Annotated in this window: 13 protein-coding genes; 11 read left to right on the top strand and 2 right to left on the bottom strand. The window is 70.9% G+C overall.

Annotated elements, in window-relative coordinates:
• Nucleotides 1-72 precede the first annotated feature (72 nt).
• Complete coding sequence (gene gltA, locus FBZ83_RS20750) at nucleotides 73-1,413, top strand: citrate synthase (RefSeq protein WP_145687751.1); 1,341 nt, start codon at nucleotides 73-75, stop codon at nucleotides 1,411-1,413.
• Nucleotides 1,414-1,428: 15 nt separating this feature from the next.
• Here the strand turns inward: gltA and FBZ83_RS20745 are convergent, their stop codons facing one another.
• Nucleotides 1,429-2,292 (bottom strand): aldose 1-epimerase family protein, encoded by an 864-nt coding sequence (locus FBZ83_RS20745; protein WP_145687749.1) that lies wholly within the window; start codon nucleotides 2,290-2,292, stop codon nucleotides 1,429-1,431.
• A 23-nt stretch (nucleotides 2,293-2,315) separates the two neighbouring features.
• The gene (locus tag FBZ83_RS20740; protein WP_247888398.1) at nucleotides 2,316-2,942 is read right to left on the bottom strand and encodes a MarC family protein; all 627 of its coding nucleotides are present in this window, start codon (nucleotides 2,940-2,942) and stop codon (nucleotides 2,316-2,318) included.
• 198 nt (nucleotides 2,943-3,140) lie between these two features.
• Between FBZ83_RS20740 and FBZ83_RS20735 the strand changes: the two genes are divergently transcribed.
• The 10 genes from FBZ83_RS20735 to FBZ83_RS20690 all read left to right on the top strand — a co-directional run bounded on the left by FBZ83_RS20735 (nucleotide 3,141) and on the right by FBZ83_RS20690 (nucleotide 13,411).
• Complete coding sequence (locus FBZ83_RS20735; RefSeq protein WP_145687745.1) at nucleotides 3,141-3,548, top strand: response regulator transcription factor; 408 nt, start codon at nucleotides 3,141-3,143, stop codon at nucleotides 3,546-3,548.
• A 27-nt stretch (nucleotides 3,549-3,575) separates the two neighbouring features.
• On the top strand, nucleotides 3,576-4,214 hold the full coding sequence (locus FBZ83_RS20730) for a chemotaxis protein CheC (RefSeq protein WP_145687743.1): 639 nt from the start codon (nucleotides 3,576-3,578) through the stop codon (nucleotides 4,212-4,214).
• 89 nt (nucleotides 4,215-4,303) lie between these two features.
• Nucleotides 4,304-6,277 carry a methyl-accepting chemotaxis protein gene (locus tag FBZ83_RS20725; protein WP_145687741.1) on the top strand — a complete coding sequence of 658 codons (1,974 nt, stop codon included), beginning with the start codon at nucleotides 4,304-4,306 and terminating at the stop codon, nucleotides 6,275-6,277.
• Between the two features lie 22 nt (nucleotides 6,278-6,299).
• The gene (locus FBZ83_RS20720; RefSeq protein WP_145687738.1) at nucleotides 6,300-7,844 is read left to right on the top strand and encodes a chemotaxis protein CheW; all 1,545 of its coding nucleotides are present in this window, start codon (nucleotides 6,300-6,302) and stop codon (nucleotides 7,842-7,844) included.
• Nucleotides 7,845-7,862: 18 nt separating this feature from the next.
• Nucleotides 7,863-8,975, top strand: coding sequence for a chemotaxis-specific protein-glutamate methyltransferase CheB (gene cheB, locus FBZ83_RS20715; protein ID WP_145687735.1), 1,113 nt, complete (start codon nucleotides 7,863-7,865; stop codon nucleotides 8,973-8,975).
• A 61-nt stretch (nucleotides 8,976-9,036) separates the two neighbouring features.
• Nucleotides 9,037-9,654, top strand: coding sequence for a HEAT repeat domain-containing protein (locus tag FBZ83_RS20710; RefSeq protein WP_145687733.1), 618 nt, complete (start codon nucleotides 9,037-9,039; stop codon nucleotides 9,652-9,654).
• Between the two features lie 66 nt (nucleotides 9,655-9,720).
• Nucleotides 9,721-10,545 carry a CheR family methyltransferase gene (locus FBZ83_RS20705; RefSeq protein WP_348982514.1) on the top strand — a complete coding sequence of 275 codons (825 nt, stop codon included), beginning with the start codon at nucleotides 9,721-9,723 and terminating at the stop codon, nucleotides 10,543-10,545.
• Between the two features lie 12 nt (nucleotides 10,546-10,557).
• The gene (locus FBZ83_RS20700; RefSeq protein WP_145687729.1) at nucleotides 10,558-10,971 is read left to right on the top strand and encodes a response regulator; all 414 of its coding nucleotides are present in this window, start codon (nucleotides 10,558-10,560) and stop codon (nucleotides 10,969-10,971) included.
• Nucleotides 10,968-13,172, top strand: a complete 2,205-nt coding sequence (locus FBZ83_RS20695) for a chemotaxis protein CheA (protein WP_145687727.1) — start codon at nucleotides 10,968-10,970, stop codon at nucleotides 13,170-13,172. Before FBZ83_RS20700 ends, FBZ83_RS20695 begins: the two co-directional genes overlap by 4 nt.
• On the top strand, nucleotides 13,172-13,411 hold the full coding sequence (locus FBZ83_RS20690; protein ID WP_145687724.1) for a hypothetical protein: 240 nt from the start codon (nucleotides 13,172-13,174) through the stop codon (nucleotides 13,409-13,411). Before FBZ83_RS20695 ends, FBZ83_RS20690 begins: the two co-directional genes overlap by 1 nt.
• Nucleotides 13,412-13,478: the final 67 nt, after the last annotated feature.

The raw sequence follows: 13,478 nt of genomic DNA, 5'->3' as shown, positions 1-13,478 counted from the left end.
CCCCATTCATACAGTCTCCTACGTGCAACGAAACAGCGTCACGCCCGATGACGCGTGCATAAGGAGGGGCCGATGGAGAGCAGCAAGGGCCGGCCGGTCTGGCGCGGCGAGGTCAAGCAGGTCGGGACCATCACGGTCACCGACGACACGACCGGGAAAACCGTCAGGCTGCCGCTGCTGGAAGGCGAAACCGGCCCGCGCGCCATCGACGTGCGCAAGCTCTACGCCGAAACCGGCTACTTCACCTTCGATCCCGGCTTCACCTCGACGGCGAGCTGCGAGTCGGCGATCACCTACATCGACGGCGACGAGGGCATCCTCCTGCACCGCGGCTACGCCATCCAGGATCTGGCCGAGAACTGCGATTATCTGGAGGTCTGCCACCTGCTCCTTCGCGGCGAACTGCCGGATCCGCAGCAGAAGGAGGAGTTCGAGCGCACCATCACCTACCACACCATGGTGCACGAGCAGTTGAGCCGCTTCTACAGCGGGTTCCGCCGCGACGCGCACCCCATGGCGGTGATGTGCGGGGTGACCGGCGCGCTGTCGGCCTTTTACCACGACTCGACGGACATCCTCGACCCGCGCCAGCGGATGATCGCCGCGCACCGGCTGATCGCCAAGATGCCGACCATGGCCGCCATGGCCTACAAATACTCGGTCGGCCAGCCCTTCATGTATCCGCGCAACGACCTCAGCTACGCGGAAAACTTCCTTTACATGACTTTCGGGACGCCGTGCGAGACCTGGAAGGTCGATCCGGTCCTGGCCCGCGCCATGGACAAGATCTTCATCCTGCACGCCGACCACGAGCAGAACGCCTCGACCTCCACGGTGCGGCTGGCCGGCTCGTCGCACGCCAACCCCTTCGCCTGCATCGCCTCGGGCATCGCGGCGCTGTGGGGTCCGGCCCACGGCGGCGCCAACGAGGCCGTGCTGCTGATGCTGGAGGAGATCGGCTCGGTCGAGCGCATCCCCGAATTCATCAAGCGGGCCAAAGACAAGAACGATCCCTTCCGACTGATGGGCTTCGGCCACCGGGTCTACAAGAACTACGACCCGCGCGCCAAGATCATGCGCCAGACCTGCTATGAGGTTCTGGACGTGCTGGGCATCAAGGACGAGCCGCACCTCGCCATCGCCATGGAGCTGGAGAAGATCGCGCTGGAGGACCCCTACTTCGTCGAGAAGAAGCTGTATCCGAACGTCGATTTCTACTCGGGCATCATCCTGAAGGCGATGGGCTTCCCGACCAGCATGTTCACCGTGCTGTTCGCGCTGGCCCGCACCGTCGGCTGGATTTCCCAGTGGCAGGAGATGATCGAGGACCCGCAGCAGAAGATCGGTCGCCCCCGCCAGCTCTACACCGGCAATCCGGGCCGCGCTTTCGTTCCGCTGAACAAGCGCGGCTGACGGAACGCCGGCCCTTTACCCCACGGCGATGCGGTAGCTCAGCTCCCGCGTCGCTCCGGGGGCGATGTGCAGCAGCCCCGGCTTGTCCACGAACTCCCCGTCGAACTCCGCCGGGGAGGCGTGGCCGTGCCAGGGCTCGATGCACAGGAAGGGCGCGCCGGCCGGCTTCGACCAGATGCCCAACTCGCGGAAGCCGTCCCAGGAGACGGTGATGGCCGGGGTGCCGGGAGCGCCGTAACGGACGGAGCGGCTGGCCGGCCGGTCGAGGATCACCGCGTCGCGCGTGAACAACGCCTCGGTCAGCGGCAGGCGGCGGCCCTCGACGGGCGTCGGCTCGGGCCGCGGCGCCAGCAGGCCGCCCTCAACGCGGCGGATCGGTTCGGGCTCGTCGGCTTCGAACAGAAGATCGTGCGCCTCCTTCGGCACGCCGTCCCGCAACGGCCAGAGGAAGGCCGGATGCACGCCGAGCGAGGTGGGCAGCGCCTCATCGCCCGGATTGGTGATGCGGTGGCGGATGGTCAGCCCGTCCGCGTCGAGCTCGAACATCAGCTCCAAATGGAAGGCGAAGGGGTAGAGCGCGCGGGTCTGCGCGTCGTCGGACAGCGACAGGCGGCAGAGGGTCGCGGTGTGCTCCTCCCAGGCGAAGCGGCGGTCGCGGGCGAAGCCGTGCTGCGTCATGCGGTAGGTCTGCTCCTGGTGGCGCAGCGTGTCGTCCTTCAGCCGCCCGACGATGGGGAACAGCACGGGGGCGTGGCGCGGCCATTCCGGACCGGCTTGCCAGAGCAGTTCCCGCCCGTCGAGGGACAGCGAGCACAGTTCCGCCCCGTCGGCCTTGATCGCGGCGCCGAGGCGCCCGTTGCTGAGCGTGTGCCGGTCCATGGTCGGTTGTCCCTCTGTGGATATCAGTGCGGCGGATAGACGGCGGTGATGCCTTCGATGATCGTCTGGGCGGCCAGCGCCGCCAGGACGATGCCCAGCACGCGGCTGACCGTGTGGATCACCGTGCGGCCGAGCAGTTTGTTCACCAGATCGGCGACGACCAGCAGCGCCATGACGCTGCCAACGGCGACCGCGGCGGCGCCCAGCACCATGCCCTGGCCGGCCAACGTCGCGCCGTAGCGGTCCATCAGCAGCAGGGTCGAGGTGATGGCGCCCGGCCCGGCGATCAACGGGATCGCCAGTGGGAAGACGGCGAGGTCGTGGGCCTCCTCCTCCGTCCGGGCGTCGTCGGCGGTGCGTTCCTTGCGCTCGGCCCGGCGCTGGAACAGCATCTCGAAGGCGATCCAGAACAGCAGCGCGCCGCCGGCGATGCGGAAGGCCGGCATGCCGATGGACAGGGCGCTCAGCACCAGTTCGCCCAGATAGGCGAAGAAGACGATGATGGCGAAGCTGATCAGCGGCCCGCGCAGCGCGATGGTGCGCTTGCGCCGGCTGTCGAAGCCGCGGGTGAGGCCGAGATAGATCGGAACCAGCCCGATCGGATCGACCACGACGAGAAACACCACGAGCGCGCTGATGAAATCGTCCACGGACGGCCCCCCGGAGTGCATGGCCCTGTGCGCATCGCCTTGTCGGCCAATCCTCTGTTAGCAAAGCCACCGCAGCGGGCCAAGGGGAGGCTCGTCGAAAAACGCTGATTGCGGACCGCAATCCATGCTGGCGCATGGCGTGGCCGTGGTTATAATCGCTTCACAATTCAAATTTTCTCTCCTCCCGGAGCACAGGCGTTGAGCAAGACCGTAATCGTCGTGGACGACAGCAAGCTGTCCCGCATGCATGTCCGCGGCATAATACTTCGGAACAAGCCGGATTGGACGGTCATCGAAGCGGCGAACAGCGCTGAGCTTTATGGAAAACTGGACGAAGGTGATATCCATATCGCCATAATCGACTTCAACATGCCGGGCGACAACGGCCTGGAGGCCGCCGCCCGCCTGCTGCAGGCGAAGCCGGACATCCGCGTCGCCATCATCACGGCCAACGCCCAGGATTCGGTGGTGTCCGGCATCCGCGCGCTGGGCGCCGCCTTCATGCCCAAGCCGCTGGAGGAGGAGCAGATGGCCCGCTTCCTGACCGCCGCCAGCCTGCCGCGCCGCCCGTCCTCCAACGATGGGTCCGGCGGGGGCGCCGGTTGACCGGCACGGTCCGGCCGGCGCGCGCCGATGGACCCGATCCCCATGGTGCTTGAGCTGGACGATCTGGAACGCGACGCGCTGACGGAGCTGGGAAACATCGGCGTCGGCCGGGCATCCACGGCGCTCAGCCGGATGATCGGTGGGCCGGTGGAGCTCTCCGTGCCGATGGTCAGCCTCGTTCCCGGCGACCGGGTCGCCGGCCTGCTTCGGTCGGCGCTGCCGGGGGCGCTGATCGCGGTGACGGAGTGTCTGTCCGGGACTTTCCTCGGCTCGGCGATCCTGCTGATGCCCGAGCGCAGCGGCCTGCCGCTCGCCGCCGCCGCCCTGCCGCCCGGCGTCCCCAAGGAGGACGCGGCGGAGCTGGTGGAGGAGGCGCTCGCCGAGGTCGGCAACATCGTTCTGAACAGCTGCCTGTCCTCCATGGGCAATCTGCTGGGCGTCGCGGTCGGCACCACCCTGCCTCAGGTTCTGCGCGGGGTGGGGGACGGCCTCCTGGAGCGCTGCGGCGTCGCCCTGACGGCGGAGGCGCAGGCCATCCTGTTCCACGTCACCTTCCGCACGCCGCCCCACGATGTCGAGGGGACGGTCGTCCTGGCGCTTGACGCCGGATCGGCGGTGGAGCTGAAGGCGGCGATCGGGCGCTACATCGGCCGGGTGCTGGCCTGAGGGCCGTCACCCGGCGGCAATCGACACACGCCAATCAACAAGAGACCCCGACAGAGAAACACGGGCTCACGGGGCAAGGGGTTTGGATCATGGCCTTGGTCAAGAAGAAGCGGATCGACACGGCGAGCGCCTCCCGCAACGCGGATGGCGGCGAGGACGCGACGGTGCTTCCCAACGACGCCGCTCTGCCCAACCAGCCCGACAACGCCCTGTCGACCCGCCGCGCGGCGGAGGTGCGGCGGCGCGCCCGCGCCGGCAACCGGCGGCGCAAGGCGGCGGAGGGCATTGCCGCCGCCGCGAATGAGCTGGCCAGCGGCGTGACCCAGGCCGCCGCCGCCGCCGAGGAGCTGCGCAAGGCGATGGAACAGGTCGCCGCCGGTGCGGAGGAGGCGGCCAGCGCCACCCAGCAGTCGCAGCGGATGATCGACCGCAGCGCCAGCCTGATCGGACGGGCGCGCGGCAATGCCGAATCGTCGCTGTCGCGCATCGAGGCGCTGCAGGCGCTGATGAAGGACGTCAGCGGCCAGATCCTGACCTCCGTCGATGGGCTGGTCCGCGCCGCCGCGCGCCAGGAGGCCGCCGTCGCCCTGGTCCGCGATCTGGAGCGGCAGGCGGCGGAGATCGGCACCATCGTCGAGGGGGTGGCGGTCATGGCCGACCAGACCAACCTCCTGGCCCTGAACGCTGCCATCGAGGCCGCCCGCGCGGGTGACGCCGGGCGCGGCTTCGCCGTGGTGGCCGACGAGGTGCAGGCCCTGGCCGAGCGCTCCGAACGGTCCGCCAACGAGATCAACCGCATGGTCGAGGAGATCCAGAAGGCGGTCGGCGCCATCGCCGAGAGCATCGTCGCCGGCGCCGACGCGTCCAAGGCCGAGGTGGACCGGGGGCGCCGGATCGCCGGCCAGCTCGACCGGGTGCGCGACGGCATGGGCGACATTGCCCGCGGCGCCCAGGAGACCATCAAGGCCGCGCTGGAGGCCGATTCCGCCGGGCGGGAGGCGCAGCGGGGCGCCGAGAGCGTCGCCTCCGCCGCGGAGGAGCAGGCTGCGGCCAGCGAGGAGGCGCTGAAGACGGTCGGCGAGCAGGCCAAGGCCCTGGCCCAGAGCGAGCAGGCCGCCGGCCAGCTGTCCGATCTGGCCGACGAGCTGACCGGCAACACCGACGTCCACCGCGCCGCCGGCGACCTCGCGTCGGCCGCCGAGCAGCTCTCCGCCGCCATCGAGGAGATCAACCGCGCCGCCGCCCAGATCATGGCGGCGATCACCCAGATTTCGCGCGGCGCCCAGGCCCAGGGGGCGGCGACCCACCAGTCGAGCAGCGCCATCGCCGAGATCGAGGCCAGCGCCCGGCTCGGCCACAGCCGCGCCGAGGAGGCTCTTCAGCGCTGCGTCGGCCTGGAGGCGCTGCTGTCCGAGACGCAGGACATGGTGGGCGCGCTGACCGCCGGGGTGGGCGAGGCGGTGGCCGCCAGCCTGCGCACGGTGGAGCGGATCGGCTCCATGGAACAGATCGGGCGGCGCATCGACAAGGTGGTCGACGCCATCTCCATCATCGCCATCCAGACCGGCATGCTGGCGGTCAGCGGCTCGATCGAGGCGGCGCGGGCCGGGGAGTTCGGGCGCGGCTTCACCGTCGTCAGCAACGACATCCGCAACCTCGCCCGCGACAGCTCGGAGAATGTCGAGCGGGTGAAAGACATCGTCCACGCCATCCAGGACCAGATCGGGCGCGTCCGCCGCGACATCGAGGACATCGGGAGCGAAACGGCGCGCCAGTCCCTGCGTCACCAGGAGTTCGCCGGCAGCCTCGCCGCCGCCATCGCCGACCTGCGCACCGTGACATCCGGCAGCCGCGAGATCGTCGAGAACGCCGGCGAGGTCCAGCGCGCCGTGGCGGAGGCGCAGAAGGGCGTCGAGCAGGTCGCCACGGCGGCCAACCAGGCCAACCGCTCGGCCAACGAGGCGGCCAAGGCCGCGCGCGAGCAGGCCAAGGGTGCCGAGGAACTGGCCGCCGCCATCGAGGAGATCGCCGCCATGGCCGAAGAACTGCAAGGGGCCGGCTGACCGGCCGGCGGGGAGACGACCGATGGCCGCGATCATCCGCCGCGACGGCGTGCGTTCCTTCGTGCTTTTCACGGTCGGCGGCGTGGAGATGGCCCTGCCGCTCGACGGCGTGCTGGAGATCCTGCGCCCGCCGGCGCTGGTGTCGATTCCCCTGGGCCCACCCGCCCTGGAGGGGCTCGCCCGACGGCGCGGCGCCGTCCTGCCGGTCATCGGGCTGCGCCGTGTCCTGGGCCAAACCGGGGCCGGGGAGGGTGGAACCGATGATGGGCAGACGAAGGCGGCGCGGCTGCTGATCGTCCGTCACAACGGCCAGCCGGTCGGCCTGCTGGTGGACCGCGTGTCGGGCCTGTCCGCCGTGGACGAGGACCGCATCGCCGATTCCGGGGCGGCACCCGATCCCTCCATCGACGCCGATCTTCTGGCCGGCGCGATCCGGGCCGGAAACGGGGCCGCGGGGAGCGGCGCGCTGATCCTCGACCCCGGCCCGCTGATCGAGCGCCAGTTCGCCGACCTCGGCCGGGGGCCGGCGGGAATCGCCGATTTCAGCGCGGCGCCCCAGCCGAAGAGCGCCGGGACGGTGCGCCAGGACGAGGAACAACTCGTCGTCCTCACCGTTGCGGAGCAGGAGTTCGCGCTGCCGGTGGCGGCGGTGCGGGAGGTCGTTCCGGTTCCGGAGACGGTGACCCGCATCCCCCGTGCCCGTCCCCATCTTCTGGGCATGATGACACTGCGCGACGCGCTGCTTCCCCTGGTCGGGCTGCGGGAGCTGTTCGGGCTCGACGCCCAGAAGGGGGCGGGCCGCGGCAAGGTGGCCGTTCTGCGCACGGCGGAAGGGCTGGTCGGCGTGGCGGTGGAGGATGTGCGGGAGATCCTGCGGGTTCCCCGCGGACGCATCGATGCGGTGCCGCCGCTGATGGCGCGGGAGGCGGAGTTCGAGGACATGGATGGCATCGCGCGGCTGGACGGCGGCGCGCGGCTGGTCCCGGTCCTGTCGGCGGAACGGCTGTTCCGCCATGGAGCGGGCGATGGCGCCGGCTTGGGCGGTCTTGCCCAGCGGCGCGAAGGGGAGGTGGCTGTGGCGATGGACGCGGAGGCGGAGCGGGCGGAGGCCTTCGTGGTGTTCCGGCTGGCCGGGGCGGACTACGGCCTTCCGGTCGCGGCGGTGCAGGAGGTGCTGCGCCAGCCCGACGCGGTGACCCCACTGCCCAACGCGCCGGACTTCGTCAGCGGCGTGACGACCCTGCGCGGCGCCGTTCTGCCGCTGGTCGCGCTGCGCCGCCTGTTGCGCCTGCCCGACGGGCATGGGAGCGCTGAGCAGCGGGGCCGCGTGGTCGTGATCGCCGCCGGGACGGCCCGCGCCGGACTGCTCGTGGACGGCATGGCCGGGATCGTCCGGCTTCCGGACAGCGCCATCGGTCCGGCCCCGGTCGTGTCGCAGGCGCAGCACCGGCTGATCCGCCGCATCGGCGCGCTGGAGAGCGCCGGGGAACGGCGGATGATCCTGCTGATGGACCCGGCGGAATTGCTGGACATGGACCAGCTCGCCGACCTCCTGGCCACCGTCTGATCGGAAGGTGGTTCTGTCATGGTGAAGGTCCTGGTCGTCGATGATTCGGCGCTGATGCGGCGGCGCATCGGCGACATCCTCTCGTCCGCCGGCTTCGCGGTGGAGACCGCCGCCGACGGGGCGGAGGCGCTGGAACGGCTGCCCGCCTTCGATCCGGATGTGGTGACCCTGGACGTCACGATGCCCGGCATGGACGGCCTTGCTTGCCTGAAGCGCATCATGATCGAGCATCCCAAGCCGGTGGTGATGGTGTCGGCGCTGACCGCGGATGGGGCGGAGGTGACCCTGGAGGCGCTGCGCCTGGGGGCGGTCGAGGCGGTGCGCAAGCCGACGGGAGTCGGGGCCATCGCCGGCATCGCCGAGGAGCTGGTCGCCACCGTGCGCGCCGCCGCCGGGTCGCGCCCGCGTCGGGTGCTGGGGCTGCGGGAACGGCTGCGCCGGGCGCGCGAGCGCATCGTCGGCGAGGATTTCCTGGCCGACGCTCCCCTGTCCAAGCCGCGGACCGCGGCCGACGGCGACGAGGACAGCGACGGCGGCGACGAAAAGCCGGGCGAGGGGTTGGTGCTGGTCGGCGTGTCCACCGGCGGGCCGCGCACGCTGGAGGACATCCTGCCGCTTCTGCCGGCGGATTTCCCCTGGCCGGTGGTGGTGGTCCAGCACATGCCCGCCAGCTTCACCGGACCGCTGGCCCGTCGTCTCGACACCATTTCCGCGGTGACGGTGGTGGAGGCGGCGACGACCACGCCGCTCCAGCCGGGGATGGCCTGCATCGCGCGCGGCGGTGCCGACCTCCAGATCGTCCGGCGCGGCGGACGGCTCTGCGCCCAACCCGTTCCGATGGACGAGCGGCGGAGCTGGCATCCCAACGTCGATCGTATGGTCGAAAGCGCCCTGCGCGCCGTGGCACCGTCGCGGCTGATCGGTGTTCTCCTGACGGGCATGGGGTCCGATGGCGCGGTTTCGATGGCGGAGCTGCGCCGCCAGGGCGGCCGGACCATCGCGGAGGCGGAAGCCAGCGCCGTCGTGTTCGGGATGCCGCAGGAGCTGATCCGCCGCGGCGGCGCCGACATGGTGCTGCCGTCCGACCGGGTGGCCCAGCAGGTGACGCGCTGGGTGATGGCTGGCGGGTGATGGCTGGCGGGTGATGGCTGGCGGGTGATGGGATGAACGCGACAGGTGTGGAGGCGGTGGCATGGCTCTGGTGAAGGCCCGGAAGTTCGACGGAGCGAAGCCGGCGGGCGCCACCGAAGGTGGCGATCCGCTGGCGTGGCTGGAGGATGCCGATCCGGCCCGGCGGCGTCAGGCCGCCCACGTCCTCGGCGAGCGTCCCGACGCCGTGCCCGCCCTGTCCGCGCGGCTGGCGCGCGAGGCCGATGCGAGCGTCCGTGAAACCCTCCTCACCGCGCTGGTCCGCATTGGCTCCGCGGCGGCCGCGGCGGCGCTGGTTCCCCATCTGGCGAGCGAGGACGTCGGGCTGCGCAACGGCGTGATCGAGAGCCTCCAGCAGATGCCCGCCGCCGTGGTGATGCCGGAGGTCGCCCCGCTGCTGACCGCCGCGGATTCGGACCTGCGCATCTTCGCGGCCCAGCTCGTGGGCAAGCTGCCCCATCCGGACCGGCTGGACCGGCTGGCCGGGGTGATCGACCGTGATCCGCATGTGAATGTCTGCCTGTCCGCGGTGGAGGCGTTGATGGAGAGCGGCGATCCCGCGGCCCTGCCGGTCGTCGAGCGGTTGTCCGGGCGCTTTCCGGACGATCCCTTCGTCGCCTTTTCCGTCGACGCGGCCCGCCGCCTGTTTTCCGGAGCCTGAATGAGCCTGCCTTCGGACAAAGGGCCTTCGAACAAGGGGCCTTCGGACAAGGGGGACACCGCCGGCTTGAGCGCTGCGGATTACGACGTCTTCTGCCGGTTCTTGCGGGAACGCACCGGCCTGTCCTTCACCGAGGCCAAGCGCTACTTCGTCGACCGCCGCGTGTCGGAGCGGATGGCGGCGGTCGGCGCCGAGCATTTCCGCCAGTATCTGAACCTGCTGCGCTTCCAGGCGTCGGGCGAGGAACTGCAGCTTCTCGTCAACCGGATGACGGTGAACGAGACCTATTTCTTTCGCGAACTGTACCAGCTCGATTGCCTGGTGAACGCCGCGCTGGACGAGGTTGTGCGCGGGCGCCCGCTGGGCAGCCGGGTGCGCATCTGGTCGGCCGGCTGCGCCACCGGCGAGGAGCCTTATTCCATCGCCATCACACTGCTGGAGCGGTGGAGCCGGGTGGACGATTTCGAGATCGAGCTTTACGCCTCCGACATCGACAGCCAGGTGCTGGCCCGCGCGCAGGAGGGAATCTACGAGGAGCGGTCGCTCCAGGCGTTGCCGCGCGACCTCGTCGCCAAATACTTCACCCGTCTCGACGACCAGAGCTGGCAGATCATGGAGGAGTTGCGGGACTCCATCGACTTCTCGCTGGTGAACATCGCCGATCCGCGGCAAATGGCGGATTTCCGTGGCATGGACGTCATCTTCTGCCGCAATCTGCTGATCTATTTCGACGATCTGGGGCGGCGCGAGGCGGCGTCGATGTTCTACGACGCGCTGTCGCCCAACGGGTTCATCTGCCTCGGCCATTCGGAAAGCATGAGCCGGATGTCCTCCCTGTTCGTGCCGCGCCGGTTCCCCGACGCCATCCTCTATCAGAAGCCCCAGAGTTAAGGAGGCCGTGCGGTGACCGACCGACCCAATCCCCAGCCCCGCGCCCCACAACCCCGCGTCCTCGTGGTCGACGACGCCGTGACCGTGCGGGCCTACACCCGGCAGGTTCTGGAGTCTGACGGCTTTCGGGTCGACGAGGCGGTGAACGGGATCGACGGGCTGGAGCACGCGCTGTCCTCCACGCCGGACCTACTGATCGTGGACATCAACATGCAGAAGATGGACGGCTACACCATGCTGCGCCGCCTGCGGCAGGAGCACACCCTGCGCGACGTGCCGGCGATCATGATCAGCACCGAATCCAAGGACAGCGACCGCGAGAAGGCGCTGCTCGCCGGGGCCAACTGGTACTTTGTGAAGCCGGTGCGCCCCGCCGACCTCACCGCCGCCGCCCGCCTGCTGACCGGCCGGGAGGCACGGTCATGAGCGCGCTGTTCGAGCAGTTCGTCCTCGAATCGCGCGAGTTGCTGGAGGCGGCGGGCGCCGCGCTGCTGCGGCTGGAGCGCGACCCGGCCGACAAGGCCGCGGTCAACGACCTGTTCCGCGCGCTGCACACGCTGAAGGGCGCGACCGGCCTGTTCGACATGGCGCCCTTCACCCGCATGGTCCATGCCGGCGAGGACGCGCTGATGGCCGTGCGCGACGGGCGCGCCGCCATGACCGGCGATCTGGCCGACCGGCTTCTTGAGTTGCTCGACACCAGCGCCGCGTGGGTCGACGGCCTGGAACTCAGCCAATCGCTTCCCGACGATGCCGACGCGCGCGCGCGGGCGCAGGAGGTTGGGCTGCGCGCCGCCCTCGGCGGGCCGGCGGAGGCCGCGGACGGCGGCACGCCCGCCGGCTTCGCCTGGGTGGACGAGCTGCCGGAGGCCGACCGGGCCAAGGCCGCCGGGCGCACCGTCACCGCCATCGCCTACGACCCGGCGGAGGACTGCTTCTTCGCCGGGGACGATCCGCTCGACCTGTGCCGCCGCATCCCCGATCTGCTGCTGCTGCGCATTGAGTCCGCCGGGGCTTGGCCGCCGCTGACCGACCTCGATCCCTACCGCTGCGCCCTGCGTTTCCGCGCGCTCAGCGGCGCGCCGAAGGACGAGCTGACGCGTCTGTTCCGTGGCGTTCCCGATCAGGTGGCGCTCGCCACCGTCGCCATTCCTTCCCCGACTGCCGAGACCGCGCCCCCCGCCGCGCCAGCCAGCCTCGCGCCAGCCAGCCTCGCGACGGCCCTGCTGCGGGAACAGGCGCGCATCCTCGGCCTGCCCGGCAGCGACGAGGAGACCGCGTCCCGCCGGGCGGCGGTGCTGCGGGCGGCGCGCAACATCCTGGCCGCCGAGGGGCGGAACACCGAGGGAGCGGCGCTGGACCGCGCTGCAGAAGGCCCGACGCCCGCGCTCATCCGCTGCCTTGAATCCCTGGCGGATGGCCCGGCGGCGGCGACGCCCGCGATTCCGGCAGGCCCGGCGCGGCGGGGGTTGCGGGTGGACGCGGAGCGCATGGACCGGCTGATGGCGCTGGTCGCCGAACTGGTCGTCGCCAAGGGAAGCCTGCCCTATCTCGCCCGCGAGGCGCAGGAGGGACGCAGCGCCGACGCGCTGGCCCAGGGCATCAAGGAGGCTCACGGCCGCATCGACTCCATCGTCGGCGACCTGCAGGACGCGGTGCTGCGCTTGCGCCTGCTGCCGCTGTCGCGCGTCTTCGATCCGCTGCCCCGGCTGGTCCGCGACACCGCGCGGCGGCTCGGCAAGCCGGTCGAGCTGCATCTTTCCGGCGGCGAGACGGAGGCGGACAAGGACATCCTCGACATCCTGGGCGAACCGCTGCTGCACCTCGTCCGCAACGCCCTGGACCATGGCGTCGAACCGCCGGAGCGCCGCCGCGCCGCCGGCAAGCCGGAGGTGGCGGCGATTCGCGTCCAGGCCTTCCAGGACAGCGGCGGTGTGGTGGTGGAGGTCTCCGACGATGGGGCGGGCATCGACGCGGAGGCGGTGCGCCGCAAGGCGGTGGCGGCGGGCGCCCTGACGGCGGAGCAGGCGGCGGCCCTGACCGAATCCGAGGCTTTGCGCCTGATCTTCCTGCCGGGGCTCAGCACCTCGGCCACGGTGTCGGACCTGTCGGGCCGCGGGGTGGGGATGGACGCCGTGCGCGGCGCGGTGGAGCAGGCGGGCGGACGGGTGGAGGTCGCCTCGACCCCCGGCGTCGGGACGCGTTTCCGCCTCGTCCTGCCGCTGACGATGATGGTCACCCGGCTGGTGACGGTGGAGACGGCTGGCGCGCTCTACGGCTTTCCGGTCACGCTGGTCACCGGCATGCAGCGCGTTCCCCACGGCGCGATCCGCCGGATGAAGCACGCGGAGAGCGTCGTCGTGCAGGACGCGGTGGTTCCGTTGCTGCGGCTGCGCCGCCTGCTCAACCTGCCGGAGGACGAGCGGGAGCGCCGCGGTGAGGCGGTGCTTCTGGTGGACCTCGGCGGGCAGCCGGTGGCGCTGGTCGTGGACGCCTTCCGCGAACGCGCCGAGGTGGTTCTGAAGCCGATGACCGGGTTGCTCGCCCGGCTGCGCGGCTACGCCGGCACGGCGGTGCTCGGCGACGGGCGGCTTCTGCTCGCCCTCAACCTGCGGGAGCTGCTGTGATGCCCATCCGTTTCGAGGACCGTACCGCCCGTTTCGAAGGCGCCTGCACGGTGGAGGAGGCGATCCCGCTGGCCGAATGGCTGTGTGCCGTGGAGGCCCCCCGGCTGGACCTCGGCGGCTGCACCGCTCTGCACACCGCCTTGCTGCAGGTGCTGCTGGCGGACGGGAAGCCGGTCGCGGTGCCGCCGGAGGACGCCTTCCTGAAGGGCTGGGTGATGCCGGTGCTGGGCAAGCGGTAGCGCGTGAACCGCTTTCGCCTCCCGCGCCGGTGGCGGACGGCGCTTAAAGCGGATTGCAATCCGCTTT

This window comes from Azospirillum brasilense, from assembly GCF_007827815.1.
Lineage (GTDB): Bacteria > Pseudomonadota > Alphaproteobacteria > Azospirillales > Azospirillaceae > Azospirillum > Azospirillum brasilense_C.
This window is presented reverse-complemented; position numbering and strand designations above follow the sequence as displayed.

Excerpts from the sequence above, each read along its gene's own strand:
- gltA (WP_145687751.1), top strand. The coding sequence starts at position 73 with ATGGAGAGCAGCAAGGGCCGGCCGGTCTGGCGCGGCGAGGTCAAGCAG.
- FBZ83_RS20745 (WP_145687749.1), bottom strand. The coding sequence starts at position 2,292 with ATGGACCGGCACACGCTCAGCAACGGGCGCCTCGGCGCCGCGATCAAG.
- FBZ83_RS20730 (WP_145687743.1), top strand. The coding sequence starts at position 3,576 with ATGGACCCGATCCCCATGGTGCTTGAGCTGGACGATCTGGAACGCGAC.
- FBZ83_RS20725 (WP_145687741.1), top strand. The coding sequence starts at position 4,304 with ATGGCCTTGGTCAAGAAGAAGCGGATCGACACGGCGAGCGCCTCCCGC.
- FBZ83_RS20720 (WP_145687738.1), top strand. The coding sequence starts at position 6,300 with ATGGCCGCGATCATCCGCCGCGACGGCGTGCGTTCCTTCGTGCTTTTC.
- cheB (WP_145687735.1), top strand. The coding sequence starts at position 7,863 with ATGGTGAAGGTCCTGGTCGTCGATGATTCGGCGCTGATGCGGCGGCGC.
- FBZ83_RS20710 (WP_145687733.1), top strand. The coding sequence starts at position 9,037 with ATGGCTCTGGTGAAGGCCCGGAAGTTCGACGGAGCGAAGCCGGCGGGC.
- FBZ83_RS20695 (WP_145687727.1), top strand. The coding sequence starts at position 10,968 with ATGAGCGCGCTGTTCGAGCAGTTCGTCCTCGAATCGCGCGAGTTGCTG.
- FBZ83_RS20690 (WP_145687724.1), top strand. The coding sequence starts at position 13,172 with ATGCCCATCCGTTTCGAGGACCGTACCGCCCGTTTCGAAGGCGCCTGC.